The 22,636-nt window shown below is 70.7% G+C and carries 16 protein-coding genes; 9 read left to right on the top strand and 7 right to left on the bottom strand.

What is annotated here, in order from left to right; translation table 11 throughout:
- Window positions 1-58: 58 nt before the first annotated feature.
- A complete protein-coding gene (locus tag ACV7NL_RS15940) occupies window positions 59-1,111 on the top strand; it encodes an HpcH/HpaI aldolase/citrate lyase family protein (protein WP_463356195.1) in 1,053 nt (350 codons plus the stop codon).
- A 103-nt stretch (window positions 1,112-1,214) separates the two neighbouring features.
- Window positions 1,215-1,544, top strand: a complete 330-nt coding sequence (gene hspQ / locus ACV7NL_RS15935) for a heat shock protein HspQ (RefSeq protein WP_443136728.1) — start codon at window positions 1,215-1,217, stop codon at window positions 1,542-1,544.
- Between the two features lie 135 nt (window positions 1,545-1,679).
- On the opposite strand, the gene ACV7NL_RS15930 is transcribed toward hspQ, so the two are convergent.
- A complete protein-coding gene (locus tag ACV7NL_RS15930) occupies window positions 1,680-2,474 on the bottom strand; it encodes an invasion associated locus B family protein (protein ID WP_463356194.1) in 795 nt (264 codons plus the stop codon).
- Window positions 2,475-2,995: 521 nt separating this feature from the next.
- On the opposite strand from ACV7NL_RS15930, the gene ACV7NL_RS15925 reads away from it, so the two are divergent.
- Both ACV7NL_RS15925 and ACV7NL_RS15920 read left to right on the top strand, forming a co-directional pair.
- Window positions 2,996-4,303 (top strand): AMP-binding protein, encoded by a 1,308-nt coding sequence (locus ACV7NL_RS15925; protein WP_463356193.1) that lies wholly within the window; start codon window positions 2,996-2,998, stop codon window positions 4,301-4,303.
- 308 nt (window positions 4,304-4,611) lie between these two features.
- Complete coding sequence (locus ACV7NL_RS15920) at window positions 4,612-4,956, top strand: hypothetical protein (protein WP_056181292.1); 345 nt, start codon at window positions 4,612-4,614, stop codon at window positions 4,954-4,956.
- 112 nt (window positions 4,957-5,068) lie between these two features.
- On the opposite strand, the gene mfd is transcribed toward ACV7NL_RS15920, so the two are convergent.
- From mfd to ACV7NL_RS15900, 4 genes are all read right to left on the bottom strand, one after another.
- Window positions 5,069-8,677, bottom strand: coding sequence for a transcription-repair coupling factor (mfd, locus tag ACV7NL_RS15915; RefSeq protein WP_056487267.1), 3,609 nt, complete (start codon window positions 8,675-8,677; stop codon window positions 5,069-5,071).
- Window positions 8,678-9,655: 978 nt separating this feature from the next.
- Complete coding sequence (locus ACV7NL_RS15910; protein ID WP_463356192.1) at window positions 9,656-11,167, bottom strand: MFS transporter; 1,512 nt, start codon at window positions 11,165-11,167, stop codon at window positions 9,656-9,658.
- A 182-nt stretch (window positions 11,168-11,349) separates the two neighbouring features.
- Complete coding sequence (locus ACV7NL_RS15905; protein ID WP_463356191.1) at window positions 11,350-11,844, bottom strand: NUDIX hydrolase; 495 nt, start codon at window positions 11,842-11,844, stop codon at window positions 11,350-11,352.
- Window positions 11,845-11,956: 112 nt separating this feature from the next.
- On the bottom strand, window positions 11,957-12,250 hold the full coding sequence (locus ACV7NL_RS15900; protein WP_056181110.1) for an FAD assembly factor SdhE: 294 nt from the start codon (window positions 12,248-12,250) through the stop codon (window positions 11,957-11,959).
- Window positions 12,251-12,460: 210 nt separating this feature from the next.
- Between ACV7NL_RS15900 and recG the strand changes: the two genes are divergently transcribed.
- A complete protein-coding gene (gene recG, locus ACV7NL_RS15895; RefSeq protein ID WP_463356190.1) occupies window positions 12,461-14,608 on the top strand; it encodes an ATP-dependent DNA helicase RecG in 2,148 nt (715 codons plus the stop codon).
- A gap of 203 nt (window positions 14,609-14,811) precedes the next feature.
- Window positions 14,812-17,313 carry a putative bifunctional diguanylate cyclase/phosphodiesterase gene (locus ACV7NL_RS15890; protein ID WP_463356189.1) on the top strand — a complete coding sequence of 834 codons (2,502 nt, stop codon included), beginning with the start codon at window positions 14,812-14,814 and terminating at the stop codon, window positions 17,311-17,313.
- 34 nt (window positions 17,314-17,347) lie between these two features.
- On the opposite strand, the gene ACV7NL_RS15885 is transcribed toward ACV7NL_RS15890, so the two are convergent.
- Window positions 17,348-18,205: a DUF502 domain-containing protein gene (locus tag ACV7NL_RS15885; protein ID WP_463356188.1), complete on the bottom strand. Its 858-nt coding sequence runs from the start codon at window positions 18,203-18,205 to the stop codon at window positions 17,348-17,350.
- Window positions 18,206-18,406: 201 nt separating this feature from the next.
- Here ACV7NL_RS15885 and ACV7NL_RS15880 point away from each other — a divergent pair, with 201 nt between their 5' ends.
- Complete coding sequence (locus tag ACV7NL_RS15880; RefSeq protein ID WP_056181282.1) at window positions 18,407-18,670, top strand: hypothetical protein; 264 nt, start codon at window positions 18,407-18,409, stop codon at window positions 18,668-18,670.
- 124 nt (window positions 18,671-18,794) lie between these two features.
- Here ACV7NL_RS15880 and ACV7NL_RS15875 read toward each other — a convergent pair whose 3' ends face one another.
- Entirely contained in the window at window positions 18,795-19,130 is a 336-nt protein-coding gene (locus ACV7NL_RS15875) for a hypothetical protein (RefSeq protein WP_056181101.1), read from the bottom strand.
- A 237-nt stretch (window positions 19,131-19,367) separates the two neighbouring features.
- Between ACV7NL_RS15875 and ACV7NL_RS15870 the strand changes: the two genes are divergently transcribed.
- Both ACV7NL_RS15870 and recD2 read left to right on the top strand, forming a co-directional pair.
- Complete coding sequence (locus tag ACV7NL_RS15870; protein ID WP_247637206.1) at window positions 19,368-20,057, top strand: trna delta -isopentenylpyrophosphate transferase; 690 nt, start codon at window positions 19,368-19,370, stop codon at window positions 20,055-20,057.
- A gap of 51 nt (window positions 20,058-20,108) precedes the next feature.
- Window positions 20,109-22,394, top strand: coding sequence for an SF1B family DNA helicase RecD2 (gene recD2, locus ACV7NL_RS15865; protein WP_463356187.1), 2,286 nt, complete (start codon window positions 20,109-20,111; stop codon window positions 22,392-22,394).
- Window positions 22,395-22,636: the final 242 nt, after the last annotated feature.

Below are 22,636 nucleotides of genomic sequence, written 5' to 3'. Positions count from 1 at the left end.
CTAACGGCTGGTCCGGCACGCCCATCTCATCAAGAAGAACCGGGAGCCCGAAACGCCCATGAAACTGCCACGTCGCTTCTTTCAGCCCCTCGCCACCGGCGCCCCGGCCCCGTTCCGCGAGCTTCCGATCAAGCTGGAGCGGATGATCCACTTCGTTCCGCCCCACAACGAGAAGGTCCGGTCCCGCGTGCCGGAACTCGCCGCCACTGTGGACGTGGTGCTCGGGAATCTCGAGGACGCAGTGCCGATCGATCAGAAGGAGGCCGCCCGCAAGGGCTTCGTGGCGATGGCGCAGGCGACCGACTTCGCCAGCACCGGCACCGGCCTCTGGACCCGCATCAATGCCCTGAACTCGCCCTGGATCCTCGACGACCTGTTCGAGATCGTGTCCCAGGTGGGGGACAAGCTCGACGTCGTGATGGTGCCCAAGGTCGAGGGGCCGTGGGATATCCATTACATCGACCAGTTGCTGGCCCAGCTCGAGGCACGGCACGGCGTCTCGAAGCCGATCCTCGTCCACGCCATCCTGGAGACCGCCGAGGGCGTCGCCAACGTCGATGCCATCGCCTCCGCCTCGCCCCGCATGCACGGCATGAGCCTCGGCCCTGCCGATCTCGCAGCCTCCCGCGGCATGAAGACCACTCGCGTCGGCGGCGGCCACCCGGATTACCGCGTCATCGCCGACCCGACGAGCGATGGCGCCGCCCGCGCCTCCGCCCAGCAGGACCTCTGGCATTACACCATCGCGAAAATGGTCGATGCCTGCATGGCCAACGGCCTCAAAGCCTTCTACGGCCCCTTCGGCGACTTCTCCGATGGCGAGGCCTGCGAGGCCCAGTTCCGCAACGCCTTCCTGATGGGCTGCGCCGGGGCCTGGACCCTGCACCCGAATCAGGTCGCCATCGCCAAGCGGGTCTTCGCGCCCGATCCGGCCGAGGTGGCCTTCGCGGTGCGGATCGTCGAGGCGATGCCCGACGGCACGGGCGCGGTGATGCTCGACGGCAAGATGCAGGACGACGCCACCTGGAAGCAGGCCAAGGTCATCGTCGATCTCGCCAGGCTCGTTGCCGAGAAGGACCCGAATCTGGCCAAGACCTACGGTCTCGCCTGAGCTTTTCCCTCCGCCTCCCTGTCATCGGCGCTGGGCCGCCGATGACAACGGCACCGAGGCATCTTATTTTGTGATCATGACTGATACGACCACTGCCGATTCCATGATGAGAACCGCCAAGTTCGGCCTCGGTGCCGTGGTGCGTCACCGCATCTACCCGTTTCGCGGGATCGTCTTCGACATCGATCCGGTGTTCGACAACACCGAGGAGTGGTGGCTGGCGATTCCCGAGGAGGTCCGCCCGCGCAAGGACCAGCCCTTCTATCACCTGCTCGCCGAGAACGCGGAAAGTGAGTACGTCGCCTACGTCTCCGAGCAGAACCTCGTGCCCGACACCTCCGGCGAGGCCTTGCGCCATACCGGCATCGCCGAGGTGTTCGAGCGCGGCGACGATGGCAGCTACCGCATGCGCGGGGCCGCCCACGCCAACTGACGGCGACGGCGCGGCCCGAGGATCCGGCCGGCCATACCCCGAAACGAAACGAGGCCGGGCATCGCGCCCGGCCTCGTTTCGTTGGGGCCGGCCGCTTGCGCGGCCGGCAGGATCGAAGGTCTCAGCCTCGCGATCTCAAGGCTTCGGCGCGGTGGCCGGTGCGCCCGCCGCCGGGGCGCCGCCGGAGGCGTTCTGCTGCTCAAGCTTCTTGCGCATGTCCTCGCTGCGCTTCTCGAGTTCCGCCTGCAGCTTCTTCTGCTGCTCCTCCAGCACCTTCGGGTCGATGGCGGGGCCGTCGAAGGCCTTGCCGAAGCCCGCGATCGGCACCGCGAAGGTGACTTCGCGCTGGGTCTGATTCTGGACGCTGACGTTGAGGGTGGTGCCCTTCTTCATTGCAGCGATGATCTCGGGTCCGACATTGCCGGCCTCGGCGAAGCAGCCGTTGGGGAAGCACACGGCGAACTTGCCCGCGGTGCCCTGCTGACCGTCGATGGTGAAGCGAATGCCCGGCTGCAGCAGCAGACCGAGGGGCAGCAGGTAGCGGATGACCCGCACTTCCTGCTTCTGGGCGGCATTCTTCATCTCGTAGACGGCGACTGCCAGCACGGGCTGGCCCTGGTCGGAGACGAAGTCGCGGGTGGTGTAGCAGACGTCGGTGCCGCTGCCCTGGTCCTTGCCGCAGACCTTGGTCCATTCCGTCTGGGCCGGATCGGACTTCACGTTGACGATCTGCGGCCCCGTCTGGGCTGCGCCGGTCGGCGCGGCAGCCGCAGGAGCCGTCGGGGCGGGAGCGGTCGGGGCCGGCGCAGCCTTACCCTTCGGCGCCTGCGCGAGGGCCGGTCCGGCGAGACCCGCGACTCCGGTAACACCCGCCAGGGCGAGGAACGCGGCGACGCGCAGCGGGCGCGCAGGATGGTTGGCGAAGAACATCAACTCTGACCCCTTAAGATACGGCGTAACGGATTCGGCTCGCGGGATGCGCCTCGAAGCTGGGGCGCGGATTCGCATCGAACGGTTCGGACTGCAAGGGCGCTTCGGGCGTCGGAGCGGACTTCCGGCACCCGGTCGGCGGAATCACCGAACCCAAGTCTGCCGAAACGGCGCCTTCTGACCGAATTCCCCCGGGACGGAGAGACTTGATGGAACCGGGACCGCACCGGCGCCGTGGAAGATCCTTCCCGCGCCGCGGCACCCCTCGGACCAGACCGTTCACGGCCAGTCCCGCCTCGACGACAAGGCGGCCTGCTTTCCTCCCGAATGCGGCGAAGACATGACATCGGAGCCGTTGCCCGGCGGCCGATCGGTTAAGGGGCGCTTAACCCTAAAGCCCCATGAACGAAGGGTCTCGGGAGTCAGCGCACGTGCCGGCGCAGCATGCAGCCCATCTTCAAGCCGCCCACCTTCTGGACTCCGTCCGGGCAGGGATTCCCCTGTCCCAGGCCAGTGGCCGGATGACCGGCTTTCCCCCCGCCGGCCGCGACCGCCCGGCCCTGATCGGTCCGGGGGCGGGTTCCGGCCCGGCCGGCGAGGGTCCGGATACCGTACGGGTTCCGCCCCGGGCGCAGCGTCTCTGTACCCTGCTCGCCGCCACGGCGCAGGCGCATCCGCACCGCGTCGCCTTCATCGATCCGCCGCACAAGCCCCTGTGGAGCGGACGGGCCGCCATTACCTGGACCTACGCGGCGGCGGCGGAGATCGTGGCCCGCCTCGCCAACGGCCTGCGCGGCTGGCGCCTCGCACCGGCGAGCCGCATCGGCATCGCACTCGCAGGCAGCTCCGAGAGTTTTCTCGCCTATCTGGCCGTGGAGGCCGCCGGTCACATCCCGTGCCTGCTGCCGCTCGCCCTTGACGAGGACGGCCTGCTTGCGGCGGTGCAGACCGCAGGCCTCCCGGCGGTCATCACCCAGACGCGGTTCGGCCCCCTCGCCCCGGCCCAGCGCCTGTGTCGCGTCGCGGTGCGCTATTTCGGCCTGCGCTACCTCGCCGCCTTCGGACCCGACGTTCCCGACGGGGTGATCAACCTCGACGCGATGGTCCTGGATGCGGCGGGCGGCCCCTTCGCGCCCGGACCCGGCGGGTTCATCAGCTTCGCGGAGGGAGACCCCGCGCGGCCCGTCCATCGCAGCGGCGACGCGCTGCTCGCGGCGATCGCCGTCTACCTCGTCACGGCCCGGGTCCAGCCCGGAGACCGCATTCTCAGCCTGCTGCCGCAGACCGACCTGCGCGGCCTCGTCACCGGGCTTGGTGCGGCGCTGGTGGCGGGGGCCGGCCTGGAGACGCTCCCGGTGTTCGAGGCCCGCAGCTTCGCCGCCACCCTCGACGGGCCGCTGCCGACCCGGCTCGTGGTGCCCGCCGCTCTGGAACGCAACCTCGCCGCCAGCCGGCTGCCGACCTCCCTCGACGGAATCGTCCTTGCCCATCGCGCGCCGGGACGCCTCGGCCCCCGATGGCTGACCCCGCAGGCGAACCGGCCGGTCATCGATGCGGTCGCCTTCGAGGAGACCGCTCTGCTCGCCGGGGCCCGCGAGGTCAACGATGTCGCCCTGTCCCTGACCCATCCCGAGCGCGGGCACCTGTTCTCGACCCTGATGGCCCTGCGGCGGGACCCCGACGGACGCCTCGCCTTCCGGGGCCGGGCCTGCCATGCCGGCGCGCTGCAGCGCGACATCACCATCCCCGAAACGGTGGATGCCTGGGCGGCTTCGGCCTTCTCGGTCGATGTCGAGGACGACCAGACCCTCGCGATCCGTCGCGCCTGACGCGTCATGCTCCCGTCACGCGGGAGCCGATGATCCGGGCCCTGCCCGTCATGCACGCGGTCAAAGGGCGAGGGATGCGGGCGCGCAGCGCCGCGAACCGGATTGTCGGGTCGTTGGAGGATCTTGCGCCGAAACCTTCGCGCCGTCCCGGCACGGAATGATGCGGCGCACCGAATCGGTTCAGGTTCCGGTCAGGCGGCCGACGTCACGGTCATGTTCGAAACGTGGCCGGCGAACCAACCGCCCCCATGTGTGTTGTCACACGGGTCTCTTTCCAAGGGACGATGGATGGGCTAGCACTGATGCTCATGGGTGCGCTGCAACAAGTTCTCGTTGTCGATGATGGTCACCGCGCCATCGATCATTCGCTTGCCGCCGAACTCGCCGAGCTCGGTTATGCCAGCGTCACCGCCTCGCTCGAGGCGGCGCACGACGTGCTCGCGGTGATTGCGCGCCCGGCCGCAATCCTGCTCCAGGCCTCGTCCCGCCGGGATCCGGCCTATGCCCAGCTCTCGGAGCGTCTGCGGGAGCAGATGCGGCAGGCGGGCATTCCCGTCATCGTGGTGGACGAGGGCATGGCGCGCCGGTCCGGAACGGCCATCGACCTGCAGAGCCAGATCGGTCCCTACGTGCTCAACGAGCCCGACCTCTGAACGGAATCGGTTGAGCGAACGGGCCGAAACGCCTCTTGGAGAACGGCTTTTCGAAACGGGCGTGCCGCGCGGCGCGCCCGTTTCGCGTTTGGGAGACCCGTCGCTTCGCGGCTTAGGCGGCCTTCTTGCGGCGGGCGATGGTCGACAGGCTGCGCAGGATCGTGGTCGTCACCTTGAGGCGCTCCGGGATGGTGTCGAGTTCGCGGATGAACACGATGCTCATGTCCGGCCGCACCTTGGCGAAGGAGGCCTGCTCGGCGACGTAGGTCACCAGCCCCTGCGGGTTGGCGAAGGCCTTGTCACGGAAGTGGACGACGACGCCCTTCGGGCCGGCCTCGACCTTCTCCACGTTGGTGTCGCGGCACAGGATCTTGATGGTGACGATCTTGAGGAGCTGCTCCACCTCCGGCGGCAGGGGGCCGAAGCGGTCGATCAGCTCGGCGCCGAAGCTCTCCATCTCGGCGTCGTTCTCCAGCGTCGAGAGCCGGCGATAGAGCCCGAGGCGGACGGTGAGATCCTCCACGTAGTCTTCCGGAATCGTGACCGGCGCGCCGAGGGCGATGGTGGGCGACCACGCCTCCTCCACCGGCTCGTCGATGCCGGCCTTGAGCGCGGTGACGGCATCCTCCAGCATCTGCTGGTAGAGCTCGTAGCCGACCTCCTTGATATGGCCGGACTGCGCGTCGCCGAGGAGGTTGCCGGCCCCGCGGATGTCGAGGTCGTGGCTCGCGAGCTGGAAGCCGGCCCCGAGGGTATCGAGGGTCTGGAGCACCTGCAGGCGCTTCTCCGCCTGGACCGTGAGGGTGCGGTTGGCCGGGGTGGTGAACAGCGCGTAGGCCCGGGCCTTGGCGCGCCCGACGCGGCCGCGCAGCTGGTAGAGCTGGGCGAGGCCGAACATGTCGGCCCGGTGCACGATCAGGGTGTTGGCGGTGGGGATGTCGAGGCCGGATTCGACGATGGTGGTCGAGAGCAGCACGTCGTATTTGCCCTCGTAGAAGGCCGTCATCACGTCCTCGAGCTGGCCCGCCGCCATCTGGCCGTGGGCGACCGCGACGGTGGTCTCGGGCATCTCCTGGTCGAGGAAGCGCTTGACCTCGGCGAGGTCCTCGATGCGCGGCACCACGTAGAACGACTGGCCGCCGCGATAGCGCTCGCGCAGCAGCGCCTCGCGGATCAGCAGGGGATCGAACGGCGTCACCGAAGTGCGGACCGCCAGGCGATCCACCGGCGGCGTCGCGATGATCGAGAGTTCGCGGACCCCCGTCATGGCGAGCTGCAGGGTGCGGGGGATCGGCGTCGCCGACAGGGTGAGCACGTGGACGTCGGCCTGGAGCGCCTTGAGGCGCTCCTTGTGGGCGACGCCGAAATGCTGCTCCTCGTCGACGATGATGAGGCCGAGATCCTTGAAGGCGACGGTCTTGGCCAGCAGCGCGTGGGTGCCGACGACGATGTCGACGGTGCCGGCGGTGAGCCCGTCGCGCACCCGCTTCATCTCGGTGTTCGAGACGAAGCGCGACATCTGGGCGACCTCGACGGGCAGGCCCTTGAAGCGCTCGGCGAAGGTCCGGTAGTGCTGGCGCGCCAGCAGCGTGGTGGGCACCACCACCGCCACCTGCTTGCCACCGAGCGCGCCCGCGAAGGCGGCGCGCAACGCCACCTCGGTCTTGCCGAAGCCGACATCGCCGCAGACGAGGCGGTCCATCGGCCGGCCGGCGTTGAGGTCGGTGAGCACCGCGTCGATGGCGTTGGCCTGATCCTCGGTCTCGTTGAAGGCGAAGCGCGCCGCGAACTCGTCGTACAGGCCTTCCGGTGCGTGGAGCCGGGGCGCCTGACGGACGAAGCGCTCGGCCGCGATCCGGATGAGCTGGCCCGCCATCTCCAGGATGCGCTTCTTCATCTTGGCCTTGCGGGCCTGCCAGGCGCCGCCGCCGAGACGGTCGAGGGCGACCTCGGCATCCTCCGAGCCATAGCGCGTCAGAAGCTCGATGTTCTCCACCGGCAGCAGCAGCAGGCCGCCGGCATACTGGATCTCGAGGCAATCGTGCGGCGCCCCCGCGGCCGTCACCGTCTTGAGGCCGACGAAGCGGCCGATGCCGTGGTCGGCATGGACCACGAGGTCGCCGGGCTGGAGGGCCTGCACCTCCAGGATGATGTCCTGCGGACGCTTGGCCTTGCGCTTCTGGCGCACCAGCCGGTCGCCGAGGATGTCGCCCTCCGAGATCACCGCGAGCCGGTCGACGACGAAGCCGGATTCGAGGCCCCACACCGCCACCGCCACGTCGGTGCCGCGCTTCAGCGCGTTCACCGCCGTCAGGGTGTTGATGGCGACGGGCTTCTTCAGCCCGTGATCGGCCAGCACCGAGCAGAGCCGGTCGCGCGAGCCGTCGGACCAGGAGCCCAGGATCACGTGATGACCGGACCCCTGGAGGTCCTTCACGTGGGCGACGGCGGCGTCGAACACGCTGGCGGATTCGTCGGCGCGCTCGGCCGCGAAGGTGCGGCCCTGACGGCCCTCGCAGTCGATGGTCGCCCGGTCGGGGCTCTCCGGCATCGAGAAGGGCGAGAGCCGGGCGACCGAGGCCGCGGCCACCCGGTCGCGCCACTCGTTCGGCGTGAGATAGAGGGCGGAGGGTTTCAGCGGCTTGTAGGGCGCGACGCCCGGGGACGGCGCCTTCATCGCCTCGGCGCGGGCGTCGTAATAGTCGCGGATCAGGGTCAGGCGCTCGCCCGCCGCCTCGTCCACCTGGGCGTCGAACACCAGCGGCACCCCGCCGACATAGTCGAACAGCGTGTCGAGATGGTCGTAGAACAGCGGCATCCAGTGCTCGAGGCCGGCATAGCGCCGGCCCTCGCTGATGGTCTCGTAGAGCCGGTCGTCGCGGGTGGCCGCGCCGAAGGTGGAGAGATAGCCCTGGCGGAAGCGCCGGATCGTCTCGGTGGTGAGCTGCACCTCGCTCATCGGCACGAGGTCGAGGGAGCGCAGCTGCCCGACGGTGCGCTGGGTCTCGGGATCGAAGGCGCGGATCGACTCCAGGGTGTCGCCGAAGAAGTCGAGGCGGATCGGATTGGGCAGGCCGGGGGGCGACAGATCGAGGATGCCGCCGCGCACCGCGTACTCGCCGGTGTCGCGCACCGTCCCGGTGCGCAGGAAGCCGTTGGCCTCGACCCAGGCCGTCACCGTGTCCATCGGCACCACGTTGCCGATGGCGGCCGAGAACGTCTCGACCGCGATCTTTTCGCGGGGGGGGACGCGTTGGATCAGGGCGTTGACGGTGGTGCAGAGGATGCGGGGCTGCTCCTCCGAGGAGCGCGAGCGGGCGAGCCGCGACAGGGCCGTCATGCGCTGGGCCGCGATGGCGCCGTTGGGCGAGACCCGGTCGTAGGGCTGGCAGTCCCAGGCCGGCACGCTCATCGTCTCGATCTCGGGCGCGACGAACTTCAGGGCACTGACGAAGGCGGCCGAGCGCCCGGAATCGCGGGCCACGTGGACCAGCACCGCCGGCCCCTCGAAATCGCGGCTGAGCGCCCGGGCCAGATCCGCCACCACGAGGGCGTCGAAGCCCTCCGGCACATTGGCCAGGGTCGGGCTGTCGCCGCGCTTCAGCGCGTCGAGGGCGCGGGCCAGCGCCCCGGATTTCGGCAGGGCGAAGCGCGCCGTCTGGGGCTTCGGCGCGGGGGCGGCCGCTTTGATCTGAGGCGGGTTCGTCTGGGGCTTGGCCATCGGGTCGGGGTTCTGAACTCGTGCTGGGCCGGGCGGAAGCGACTGTCTCCGTCCGCCCTCCTGTCTCGGAAGGACCGCCGCGGCGGCCTCGAAAGGACGTTGCGTTCCCCCGGGCGCGGACCCGGAAGCGACGAACGCGTATGTATCCCTGAGCCCGGTCCTTACCAGACCTGCCCCGCGCCGTACCGGCGTTAACGCACCCCGCCGCGTTGATCCAGCGCAGCGGCGTGCGGCCGGCCTCCCCCAAGCGGCCCCCCCCAAGCGGCTTCACCCAAGCGGCTTCACCCCCGCGCGCGGTTTTGCGCCGGGGGCATGGCCCAAGGAACACGCCGAACGGGGACGCGGGACGCCGCGGAACCCTTCTGTGCGCTTTTGATGGTTGCCGGTCCCCCGGCGTCCCGGGCTCCGGCGTCGCCGCCGGGGCCGTTCACGTCGCGATGTCTCCAACGGATCTCGTGCTGGCGCTAAGTTCGGCGGGTTTCGGAGAGACCCCGCACGCTTCGGAGCGAGCCTTCGTCGCACGCCGCCTCGTCATGGGCGGCGCCGCAGCTTTTCCCCGCTGCCCCAGGGACGGGTCGAACGGCGAGGGCATTTCCTCCCCCGGCGCGCCGCCCAGACCCGAGCCAACGGTTGTAACGAGCCGTCGCCCGAGGCGGCAGCGACCGAAGCCACCGACGCGGGCACCGCCCCGCCGCCCTCCAGCCCACCCGGTCGGTCTCCGGTCAGGCTCCCGATTCGTTCGGGCGGCAGGTGTGGGGATAGAGGCACGATATAGGAATATTGTCAAGTCTTTTCGACGACAGCCTGCCGTTTGCCGACCCTCGGAACTCGGAACTCGGAACTCGGCCGACGACGGGGTTCGGCACCTGATCCGCGGAGCGCGAGGCTTGAGACGCTTTCGTTTTCGTTTGTCCTGTCGGGATCACCGGTTTCCACGGATCCCTGACAAACCCGATGATCCCTGACAAATCCCATGCGTCAGCGGAGAGCGGGCATCCTTGCTCTGCCCTTCAGGGTCAACAAGCTGAGACACCCAAACCCGAAGGCTGCCGTCGCCCCATAGAGCATCACCGCATCGAACCCCTCTCCGAGCGCGTGACGGGCCATCTCAATGGGGATACCGGCGGCCTCGGCCGCGGCGAGGTTGCCGGCGGCGACGGCTTCGGAGAGCGCGGTCAGGCCTGAAGCCGCGTGGGGCGCGACGTGTTCCAGGCTTGCGCGGATGCCCCGGACGAGGATGAGGCCCATCAGGGCGATGCTGATCGAGAGCGCCATCATCCGCACGCTCATGTCCATGGCTGAGGCCATGCCGGCGCGCTCGATCGCGACGGAGCCTGTCGCCGTGTTGGCGACGGGCGTGTTCGTGAGGCCCACGCCGAGACCGGTCACGACACAGCCGGGCAGCAGGGTGACCCAGGCCGCTTCGCCGACGCCTGCCCCCAGCCGCATCAGGACGAAGCCCAGTCCGATGGTGAGGAGGCCGAGCGGGATCACGAAGCGGGGTCCGCGCGCCAGGAGCAATCGCTCGGCCAGCGGGGGGACGAGGAGCGTCGGCAACGTATAGGCGAGAAGCGCCAGACCCATCCGGACGCTGTCGAGGTTCTGAACCGCCTGGACGTAGATCGGCAGGTAGATCACGAAGGGCCAGAAGCTGAAGTTCATGCCGGCCGCGCCGAGAAGGGCGCCGGAGAAGGCCCGGTTGCGGAAGGCGCCGAAGTCGAACATCGGGCGAGGCGTGCGCGTCTCCACCAGAAGGAAGGCGAGGACGCTCGCAAGGCCCGCGAGGGCGAGCGCGAGGGCTGCGGGGTTGGCAGGGACGGGCGCTTCGCCCTGCGTGATGAGATAGACGAGCGCGAAGACGGAGAAGGAGAGCGTTGCCACGCCCGGCCAGTCGAACCGCACCGCCTGGGTGTCGAAGGATTCCGTGATGCCGGCCTTCGCGGCGGCCCATGTCACGGCGGCGAGCCCGACATGAACCAGGAACACCCATTCCCAACGTGCAACCGCCACGGTGAGCCCGCCGATCAGCGGGCCGAATCCGAGACCGAAGCCGAAGACGACGCCCCACCAGCCGAAGGCCGAGCCACGCTCCGCCCCATCGCGGAACTGGTTGGACAGGATGGCGATCTGGCAGGCCAGCATGGCGGCGGCGCTCGCACCCTGCACGAAGCGGGCGGCGATCAGGACCGGCGCCTGCGTTGCCAGCCCGCAGGCCAAGGAGGCGAGGCCGAACGCAAGAACGCCGGCCATGAAGACGCGCTTTCGCCCGAGGCGGTCGGCGAGCGCCCCCATCGCCATGAGACAGGTCGTCATGGCGATCGTGTAAGCGTTCACGATCCATTGCAGCTGCCGGAAATCGGCGGGCAGGACCCGCTCGAGGGTCGGCAGGATGGCCGGGATGCTGGAGATCTCGAGTCCCAGCATGAGGGCCGACAGGGAAACGGCGGCGAGGGCCGCCCCGTTCTTCGCGGTCGCGATGGATGCGCTCACGGGCCTCGTCTCGGCTGACGCCGCTGGACCCCGAAAGATGCAGCTGCAGGTTGCGGTCGGCGCAAGACTTGGCGCGAACGCGATCCCTCTGCAATCGGACGCCGTCGATCAGCGTGACACCGAAACGGAATCGACGGTCTCCGTGGGTGCCGGACCGGACGGGGGCGTGAGGGACCGGACGTTCAGAGCGCTCGTGGCAGGGGAAGGACCAGCGGAAGGGCTTTCGCCAGGGGAAGGGCTTTTGCCAGGTGAAGGGCTCTTGCCAGGGAAAGGTCTCTTGCCAGCGGAAGGACATGGTCGCGCGTGAGCGGGGCCAGCGGGAGGTCCCCTGCTGCGTCGTGCGCGACCCAGATCGCCTCCTCGATTTCCGAGCCGATCGTCGGCGTCCCGGCCAGTCTCAGATGGAAGAGTTCGGCCTGAACCATCATCCCGGTCTCGTTGGCGGCGACAGCCCGGTAACAGCCGAGATGGCGGGCCTCGCCCTCCTCCAGCGTCACGCCGATTTCCTCGTGGAGTTCACGGCACAGGGCCGACCGCGCGCTTTCGCCCGTTTCGATCTTGCCGCCGGCCTGCATGAACCAGCGGGTGCCTCGTTTCCGCACCAGCAGGAGCCGACCGTGACCGTCGTCGATCAACCCGGCGGCGATGCGGATGTCTCGAAACGCGACGGACGTCATGGCGTGATGCTCCGGGCCGACGCCGACGCTTGCGGCTCAAGCCAGACAGGAGGTCTGCACGGGGCAGGATCGACAAGCGATACCGAGGGCGCGAACGGGTCGCCATCGCCCCCTAATGAATCGGCGCGTCGTGCTTATGGAACGCCTTGAGGCGGCGGTAGACCGGGGTGTCGTAGTTCTCGGGCGTCGGGTCCTCGCCGGTGAGCCAGCGGAACAGGTCGCGGTCCGGCACCTCGATCAGGGCCTCGAAGAGGGTCAGCTCCTCCTCCGAGAGGGTGCCGATCTCGGCATCGGCGAAGCGGCCCATGATCAGGTCCATCTCGCGGATGCCGCGGTGCCAGGCGCGGAAGAGGGTGCGGCGGCGGCGCGGATCGAGGTCGGCGCTGGTGCGGGTGGTGCCGGACATGCGGTCAGCCTGTGATGCGGGGATCCCGGGATGCTGTGATCCGGGGATCCCCGGATCATGCCATCCCCTGCCCGGCCCCGATGCGGCATCCGTCGCAGGACCAAGCCTTCGTGGGTGTATATAGAGACAGCCGCCCGCGCCACCATCCCGCCGTCACGCACGGTGGCGCCCGTTCCGCATCCCATCCGTGCCTTCCCTCCAACGAGCCGCATGACCGACGCCGCGCCGCGCCAGCCCCTCCTCCGTCCGAGCATCCTCGATGCCCTGTTCGCGCCCGCGCGCGGACTGCCGGGCATCGGCCCCAAGATGGCGCCGATGATCGAGCGGCTGCTCGGCACGCCCGAGCAGCCGGCCCGCATCGTCGACCTCCTGTTCCACCTGCCGCAGGGCGGCGTCGCCCGGCGCCTGATGGGCTCCATCGCGGAGGCGCCCCCCGGCGAGCCGGTGACCCTCGGCGTCACCGTGACGGGCTACCGGGCGCCCCAGCCCGGGGCCGGCCGGCGGCCGTTCCGGGTGCTGGTCGAGGACGCCACCGGCGACATCACCCTGGTGTTCTTCGGCATGCCCCAGGCCCGGGTCGAGAAGATGCTGCCGCTGGGGAGCCACCGCTACATCACCGGGCGCATCGATCTCTGGGACGGGCACCGCCAGATGGTCCATCCCGCCCGCATCGTCGACGAGGCAGGGCTGGCCGCCCTCCCCGTGGTCGAGCCGATCTACGGCGCCACCGAGGGGCTGACCTCGCGGGCGATCTCGAAGCTCGCCCATGCCGCCCTGGAGCGCCTGCCGGTGCTGCCCGAGTGGCAGGACCCGGCCTGGATCGCCCGCGAGGGGCTGCCGGCCTTCGCCGACGCCCTGCGGGCCGAGCACCGGCCCGAGAGCGCGCCGCCGCCCGTGCCGGAGGGCATGACCGCGCCGCCGCGCACGCCGGCCCGGCGGCGCCTCGCCTATGACGAGCTTCTCGCCTCGCAGCTGGCGCTGGCCCTGATGCGCGCCCGCAACCGCCGCGCCCCGGGCCGGGCCAATGCGGGGGACGGCACGTTGAGCGGCCGGATCGAGGCCGCCCTGCCCTTCGCGCTCACGGGGGCGCAGAGCCGCGCCGTCGCCGAGATACGCGCCGATCTCGCCTCCGACCGGCGCATGCTGCGCCTGCTCCAGGGCGATGTCGGCTCCGGCAAGACCGCCGTGGCCTTGCTCGCCATGGCGTCGGCCGTGGAGGTCGGGCGCCAGGCCGCCCTGATGGCCCCCACCGAGATCCTGGCGCGCCAGCATTTCGAGCGCCTGGCGCCTCTCACCGACGGCCTGCGCCTGCGCCTCCTCACCGGGCGCGACAAGGCCTCCGAGCGTCGCGCCACCCTGGCGGCGCTGGCATCCGGCGCGGTCGACATCGTGGTCGGCACCCACGCGCTGTTCCAGGACAGCGTGGTGTTCGCCGATCTCGGCGTGGCGGTGGTGGACGAGCAGCACCGCTTCGGCGTGCACCAGCGCCTGGCGCTGGGGGCCAAGGGCGCCGCCGTCGACATCCTGGTGATGACCGCGACCCCGATTCCCCGCACCCTGGCGCTGACCTGCTTCGGCGACATGGACGTCTCGGTGCTCGACGAGAAGCCCGCCGGACGCCAGCCGATCGCCACCCGCCTCGTCTCCACCGACCGCCTCGACGAGGTGGTGGCGGGGTTGGGCCGGGCCGTGGCCGCCGGCGACCGGGTCTACTGGATCTGCCCCCTGGTGGCAGAATCCGAGTTCGTCGATCTGGCCGCCGCCGAGGAGCGCTTCGCGGATCTGCGCCACAGCTTCGGCGACGCGGTCGGCCTCATCCACGGCAAGATGCCGGGGCCCGACAAGGACGCCGCCATGGAGCGCTTCCAGCGGGGCGAGACCAGGATCCTGGTCTCCACCACGGTGGTGGAGGTCGGCGTCGACGTGCCGGAAGCGACCATCATGGTCATCGAGCATGCGGAGCGCTTCGGGCTGGCCCAGCTCCACCAGCTGCGCGGCCGGGTCGGGCGGGGTACGCGCGCCTCCACCTGCCTGCTGCTCTATCGCGGTCCCCTCGGGCAGGTCTCGCGGGCGCGCCTGGAGATGATGCGCGAGACCGAGGACGGCTTCCGCATCGCGGAAGAAGACCTGCGCCTGCGCGGCGAGGGCGAGGTGCTGGGCACCCGGCAATCGGGCCTCGCGGCCTTCCGCCTCGCCAGCCTGGAGACCGACGCCGAATTGCTGCAGGTGGCCCGCGACGATGCGCAACTCGTGGTCCAGCGCGATCCCGGCCTGAAGAGCGCGCGCGGCCAGGCCCTGCGGGTGCTGCTCTACCTGTTCGAGCGCGACGCCGCGATCCGGCTGCTGGGCGCCGGATAGGGCACGGACCGGTTTTCGACGATCGGTTTTCAAGGATCGGTTTTCAAGGATCAGTGTCCTGCGCCGGCTGATGAACCTGGCGTCAACCTTCCCGTGCGCAGCCTCCCGCCTGCAACCTTCCGCCTGCAACCAGGGGAGCGGGGTCGATGCCGAGCCAGGGCCAGGGCGAACCCCGGGGATCGCGACGCGACGCCGCGCGTCCGATGCCCCTGATCGATCGCTGGCACGCCGCCCGCCGCGCCGGCGAGGCGATCCCCACCTACGAGTCCGTGGTGCTCGGCACGCTCGGGCGCCATGCCGACCACGCCGCCCTGATCGCCACGCAGGACGGCCGGCCGACCCGGATCCTCTGGAGCGGCAGCCATTTCGCCATCTGGCTCGGGCGCAGCGAGCGGGTTCCCGGCGAGGTCCGCTGCGCCGTGTCGGATCTCGGCGAGGACGTGCGCCAGCCTCTCGACGAGGTCGTCGCCCGCGCCCTCGACCAGAACGGTCCCGCCCGGACACGCTGCGACCGCGTGCAGGACGGCATCGTCACCGGCATCACGTTCCTGGCCCTGCCCCTGTCCTGGGGCACGGAGCAGCCCCTGGTCCTGGTCAGCCTGTCGGGTCCGCCCTCGCGCTACGACCTCGTGAAGGCGATCTTCGGCGCCACCGACCAGGGCATGCTGGCCCTGAGCACGGTCCGCGGCCCCGACGGGCGGCTGAACGATTTCAAGATCGTTGCGGCCAACGAGGGAGCCGCCCGCATGCTCGGCCGGACCATCCCGGAGCTGCAGTGGCGGCGCCTCACCGATATCGTCCCGGGCCTCGTCGAGACCCGGGCCCTGCGGCGCCTGTTCCGCATCATCGAGGCGGAACGCCGTGCGGTGTTCGAGCTCAGCGTTCCGGTGCCGGACGGGGCCGTCCTCCACCTGAAGATCGAGGCCGGCTGCATCGGCGATCTCCTCGCCCTGACCTTCGTCGATGTGGGCGACCTGAAGGCCCGCGAGGCGTCCGCGCGCCTCCTGTTCGAGAACAACCCGCTGCCGATGTGGCTGGTCGACCGCGACAATCATCGCTTTCTCGCGGTCAACGATGCGGCCCTGGTCCATTACGGCTACGCCCGGGATCGCTTCCTCGCCCTGACCCAGGGCGACCTCGAGCCCGCAACCCGGGCGATGACGGATCCGGGCCTGCCCCGGGTCCATCGGCGGGCCGACGGCACCCGGATCGAGGTCAACCTGTTCGAGCGCCGCCTCGAGTTCCATGGGCGCGCGGCGGTGCTGGCCGCCGTGGTGGACGTGACCGAGCGGCGCCGGGCCGAGGCCCGCATCGCCCACATGGCGCATCACGACGCCCTGACCGATCTGCCCAACCGCGTGCGGCTGCGCGACCGCCTCGCGGAGGTGATCGCGCAGCCGCGCTGGAGCGGCGTCGGGGCCTGGCTGCTCTGCCTCGACCTCGACCATTTCAAATCCGTCAACGACACCCTCGGGCATTCCGCCGGCGACACGCTGCTGTGCGGCGTCGCCGAACGGTTGCTGGAGGGTGTCGGGCAAAAATCCGGGCAAAAATCCGGCCGAGAACAGGGTCGAGAAGAGGGCCGAGAAGAGGGCCGAGAAGCCGGGCCGGCGGTCGGACGGGAGGTGGTCGTCGCGCGCATGGGCGGCGACGAGTTCGCGATCCTGATGGTGGACGACCCGGCCTCCGCGCCGATCCCGGTCGAGCGCGTGCGGACCCTCGCCGCCCGGCTGATCCGAAGCCTCGGCCGGCCCTTCCCGATCCAGGGGCAGGCGGTCCGGATCGGCGTCAGCATCGGGCTCGCCCGCCTGCCCCGGGACGGGACCGATCCCGACCGTCTCCTGCGCAATGCCGATCTCGCCCTGTACCAGGCCAAGGCCGCGGGCCGGAACACCCACCGGGTCTTCGAACCCGCGATGGAGGCGGGGCTTCAACGGCGGCGCGCCCTGGAGCAGGACCTGCGCACCGCCTTCGCGGCGGGCGCCCTGGAGGTCCATTACCAGCCGATCCTGGGGGCCGGGTCCGGGCAGCTCACCGGCTTCGAGGCCCTGCTGCGCTGGCGCCATCCCGAACGCGGCTTCGTCCCGCCCGCCGAGTTCGTGCCGCTGGCCGAGGAGACGGGCCTGATCGGGCCGATCGGAGACTGGGTCCTGGGCCGGGCCTGTGCCGAGGCGGCGGGCTGGCCCGGGCACCTCCGGGTCGCCGTCAACCTCTCGCCGCTCCAGTTCCGGGACCGCCGCCTCGCCCAGGGCGTGGGCCGGATCCTGGCCGAGGCCGGGCTGGCGCCCGAACGGCTCGAACTCGAGATCACCGAGACCGTCCTGCTCGCGGAGAACGCGGCCAACCTCGCCACCCTGCACCGCCTGCGCGCCCTCGGCGTCCGGATCGCCCTCGATGATTTCGGCACCGGCTATGCCTCCTTGAGCTACCTGCGCGCCTTTCCGTTCGACCGGATCAAGATCGACCGCACCTTCGTGAGCGAGATGGAATCCAACCCGCACGCGGCGGCCATCGTCCGGGCGGTCATCGGCCTCGGGGCGAGCCTCGGCATCGCCACCACCGCCGAGGGCATCGAGACGGACGCGCAGTTCGCCCGCTTGCGCGCGGCCGCCTGCGACGAGGTCCAGGGCTACCTGTTCGGGCACCCCGCGCCGGCGGCGGAGGCCCGGCGGCGATGTCTGGCAGCTCCGCTCCCGCCGGCCTGACCGGAATCGATCCGCGTCCCGGCGAGGCGCCGGATCAGACCTCTTCGCGGCGGGACGCCGGGCCGGCGGGTTCCCCCTGGGCCGCCCGCAGGGTGGAGGCCAGGGCCTGGGACCTGGTGTGGGACTCCTTTGCGTGGGCGTCCCGGGCATGGCCTTCCCGGGCATGGCCTTCCCGAGCATGGCCTTCCCGAGCATGGGTGTCTCGGGCGTGCGGATCCTCGGGCTGGATCACGCCGGCCGACATCACCAGCTTGGCCGCGTCGTCGACGCTCATGGCCACTTCGACGATCTCGCTGCGCGGCAGGTAGAAGAAGAACCCGGTGGTCGGGTTGGGCGCGCAGGGCAGGAACACCCCGACATGGTCGCCCCCCGGCGCCAGGGCGTTCTGCACGTCCGGGGCGGCGGGCGCCGAGAGGAATACCACTGACCAGGTGCCCTTCACGGGGAATTCCACCAGGCCGACGGTGCGGAACGAGGTGCCGTTGGCCGAGAACAGGGTCTCGAAGATCTGGCGCAGGCCCTTGTAGAGCCCCGAGATGACGGGGGTGCGGGCGAGCAGCACCTCGCCGAACTCGACCACGCTGCGCCCGACGAGGTTGGCGGTGAGGAAGCCCAGCAGCGTCACCGCCACGAAGGCGATGAGGAGGCCGAGTCCCGGAATCGAGAACGGCAGGTAATGGTCAGGCAGGTAGCTCGCCGGCACCAGGGGCTTCACCCAGCCGTCGATGAGGCTGATGAACCACCAGGTCAGGTAGATCGTGATGGCGAGCGGCCCCGACACGATGATGCCGGTGAGGAAGTAGGTCCGCAGGCGGCCGCGCGCGCTCACCCGCGGGCGGCCGCCGGATTCGGGCTCTGGGGGGGGAAGCGGGGGGGACAGGGTGGGCGCCACGGATGCACTTTCGGCCGGCGGGACGGCGTCTCGGAATGCCCCGGCGGCGCCGCGCGCGGCGCGGCCAGGTTTCCGGGCAAGCTTGGCCCCCGCACCAAGACGTAGCCGGTGCGGTGCCTCGGCTCAAGGCCGCGTTGCGGCGGCGCCCCCCTTGCGCCGATCCCCCTTGCGCCGATCCCCCTTGCGCCTATGGAGGACCGCATGACCGAGAAGCTGACGATCCGCGCCCTGTGCGACCTGGGCCTCATCCCCGAGACCGAGGTCAAGGCGGCCATCGAGGCCTTCATGGCCGACCCGATGGCGCCGCCCTTCGTGTTCGCGGCCGGCTACCGGCTGAACCTGGCCAAGGCCATCCGCCGCCATCCCGGCGCCAACGACTTCATCCACCGCAGCGGCGCCGGGCCGCAGCTTCGGCGTCCCTTCGTCGAGGCCGCGATCTGGGAGGCGCGGCCCGACCGGGGCTGAAGCCGACGCACCGGGTCCGGCTGCCCGCCCGGCCGAGGTCACCGCCCGGCCGGCGGGGCGAGCCGCCCAGAACGGCGGATTCATCCACCCAGAACGGTGGATTCATCCACCCGGAATGGTGGATTCATCCACCCAAGATGGTGGCGAGCACCTGCCGGGCGCGCTCCAGGTCGGCGCGGGCCTCGGCCTCCGCGGCCTCCGCCTGGGCCAGGCGATGGACGGCGTGCATCAGGGGCGAGCCCCGGGTCAGGCCCTTGAGCGCCTCCACCGCCGCGGGATCGACCGAGGCGAGGTGGGCGACATCGCCCAGGAGCAGGGCGAGGCGGTGCTCGCAATGCTGGTCCGCGACCCCCTCCGGGCAGGTGCAGGTGAAGCGCACGCCCCGTGGCGTCTTCGTCGCCTCCATCCGGTAGACGCCCTCGCCATCGGAGCGTGACACGGAGAAGATCAGCGCGGTCATCGAGGCTCCTATGGTCATGCTTGCTTGGGATGATGCCGGTTCGACGGGGTCTCTGCTGCGGCGCGAGGGCAACGTCTCCGGCGGGCAACTCTAGCCGACCATCGAATGCGACGCACCCACTCGCAAAGACCCACTCGCAAAGACCCACTTGCAGACGCGACCCGCCGGAACCACATCGGAACGGTCGGAACAAATTATGAACGCGATGGGGGCTCCGCATCGCGACGGGCGGACCGGATGAGAACGGCGGACAAGCAGATCGCGGACATTCTGGTCCGCTACGGGGAACCCTTCGGCGGCAATGTCTGGCGCGTGCAGGGCACGGCGGTGATCTATCACCGGACCCTGGAGCGGATCGCGGCCCAGGCCGGCATCACCTTCGACCCGCCGACCCTGGTGCGGGCCGAGCGCGACGAGGCCGTCATCCTGGTGACGGGCAGGATGGCGGGGACCAAAACCGGGACGAAGGCCGGGACCGAGCGGGTCGAGTGGTCGATCGGCGAGGCCCTGGTCAACGTGAACTACCGGGTGTCCGGCCGCCAGGCCGGCTACGTCTACGCCATGGCGGAGAAGCGCGCCAAGGACCGGGTGATCCTCAAGCTCCTGGAACTGCACGGGCTGGTCTATTCCGAGGAGGAGGCCGACGAGTTCCGGCAGGGCCACCCGGCCGCGATCGAGGCCGTCGACGACGCCTTCGCGGATCCCGATCCGTTCGACGCGGTGACGGAGGCCGAGGCCGACCTGAAGCGCCGCATCGACGCGCAGGACAGCATCGACGCGGTGACCGACCTGATGCTCGATGCCGAAACCCAGCAGGTGCTCGCCGGAATGCCGCCGGGCACCCGCGACGAAGTCCGCGACTACGCCCGCGCCCGCCTCGTCGCCCTGGGCTGGCCGCCGAAGAAACCCAGCCGCCGCGCGGCCTGATTCAACAGAAACAGCCGCCGCGTGGCCTGAGCCTGACGCAGGACTCGTTGCGTGAACAGGATGATCCGCCCGGGCGAGATCGAACCGCATCCGGGCCACGACACCCTCGCGGGCACGATCGAGCGCGTCACCTTCCACAACGCCGAGACCGGCTTCTGCGTGCTCAAGGTGCACGTGGCGGGCCGGCGCGACCTCGTGCCCCTGGTCGGCCACGCCCCGGCGATCGCGGCGGGCGAGTGGATCGCCGCCGCGGGCCAATGGACCAGCGACCGCCAGCACGGGCTGCAGTTCCGGGCCGAGACCCTGCGGGTGACGCCGCCGACGGGCCGCGACGGCATCGCCCGCTACCTCGCCTCGGGCCAGATGCGCGGCATCGGACCGGCCATGGCCGCGCGCATCGTGGCGCTGTTCGGCGCGGACACCTTCGCGGTCATCGAGGCGGAGCCCGGCCGCCTGACCGAGGTGGCGGGGATCGGCCCCAAGCGCGCCGCCCGCATCCTGCGCGGCTGGGCCGAGCAGAAGCAGGTGCGGGAGATCATGGTGTTCCTGCACGCGCACGGGGTCGGCACCGCCCGGGCGGTGCGTATCTTCCGCACTTACGGGCGCGACGCGATTCCCGTCATGACGCAGGACCCCTATCGCCTCGCCCGCGACATCCGCGGCATCGGCTTCCGCACCGCCGATGCCATCGCGATGCGGCTCGGGATGGCGCCGGAGGCGCCGCAGCGCCTGCGTGCCGGGATCACCTTCGCGCTCCAGACCGCCACCGATGCGGGCCACTGCGCCCTGCCGACCGAGCGCCTCGTGGCGCTCGCCCAGCGCCTGCTCGCGGTCGAGCCCGATCTGATCCGCCTCGCCATCGCGCTGGAACTGCGCGGCGCCGACGTGGTGGCGGACACCATCGAGACCGGGCCTTCCGGGGCCGAAACCTGCCTGTTCCTCAAGGGCCTGCACGGGGCCGAGCGGGCCATCGCCGAGCGCCTGATCGCGCGCCGCGACGGCCCCCCGCCCTGGCCCGCCATCGACGCTGCCCGGGCGATCCCCTGGGTCGAGGCGCGCACGGGCCGGACCCTGTCGCCGTCGCAGGGGGCCGCCATCGGGACGATGCTCGCCGCCCGGCTCAGCGTCCTCACCGGCGGGCCCGGCGTCGGCAAGACCAGCACGCTCGACGCGCTCCTGCGCATCCTCGGCGCCAAGGGCGTGCGCGTGCTGCTGGCCGCCCCCACCGGCCGGGCGGCCAAGCGCATGACCGAGCAGACCGGGCTGGCGGCCAGGACCCTGCACCGCCTCCTGGAGATCGACCCGGCGGGCGGCGGCTTCACCCGCGACGCCGACCGCCCGCTCGACTGCGACCTCCTCGTCGTCGACGAGGCCTCGATGATCGACGTGCCGCTGATGAACGCGCTCCTCAAGGCGATGCCGGAGCGGGCGGCCCTGCTCCTCGTCGGCGACGTCGACCAATTGCCCTCGGTCGGGCCGGGCCAGGTGCTGGCCGACCTCATCGCCTCGGCGCGCGTTCCCGTGGCCCGCCTCACCGAGGTGTTCCGCCAGGCCGCGGCGAGCCGGATCGTCGTCAACGCCCATCGCATCAACCGCGGGCTGATGCCGGAGGCGCTGCCTCCGGTGCCGGAGGCGTTACCCCCGGTCCCGGAGGCCGGGCCTCCGGGGTCGGAGACCACAGCTCCGGCATCTCCGGATGCGGCGGATTTCTACTGGATCGCGGTCGACGATCCCGAGATCGGGCTTGCCCGGCTGGTCGACGTGGTCACGACGCGCATCCCCGCCCGCTTCGGCCTCGACCCGATCCGCGACGTGCAGGTGCTGACGCCGATGCTGCGCGGGGTGCTCGGCAGCCGCAACCTCAACCACGAACTCCAGCGGGTGCTGAATCCGCCGGGGGCCGAGGCGGTGGAGCGCTTCGGCTGGCGCTTTGCCCCCGGCGACCGGGTGATGGAGACGCGGAACGACTACGACCGCGACGTGTTCAACGGCGATCTCGGCTGCGTCACCCGCATCGATACCGAGGATCAGGCGGTGATCGTGTCGTTCGACGGGCGCGCGGTCGCCTATCCGTACGGCGAACTCGACACCCTGGTGCCGGCCTTCGCCACCACCATCCACAAGAGCCAGGGCTCCGAATATCCGGCGGTGGTGATCCCGATCGTGACCCAGCACGCCGCCATGCTGGCGCGTAACCTCCTGTACACGGCGGTGACGCGGGGGCGGCAACTGGTGGTGCTGATCGGCCAGCCCCGGGCGATCCGGATGGCTCTGTCCGGCGTGCGGCAGGCGCGGCGCTGGACCAAGCTCTGCCAATGGCTGCGCGAGCGCGGCTAGGAGGGGGCTTTCTCAGGGCGGCGGCCAGCAACGGGTTCGCACCCGTGGCCACCGGCCAAGTTTGAGCACCGGGCCGCGTCAGAACGCGCAGGGCCGGAATCTTGATGAGAACAAAAGAAGAACTTATATCGACGGAACGCCGCTGCAGACCCGTCTTGTCGACAGGACCCGTCCTTCGCGAGGCCCCGCCTCCGAAGATTGTCGGTCCTCTTGGGAGACGCGTCGCGACTCAAACCGAGGAG

Source organism: Methylobacterium sp. Ger2507 (assembly GCF_055231875.1).
Note: the sequence above shows the minus strand (reverse complement) of the source record. Positions and strands in the feature narration are given on the sequence as shown.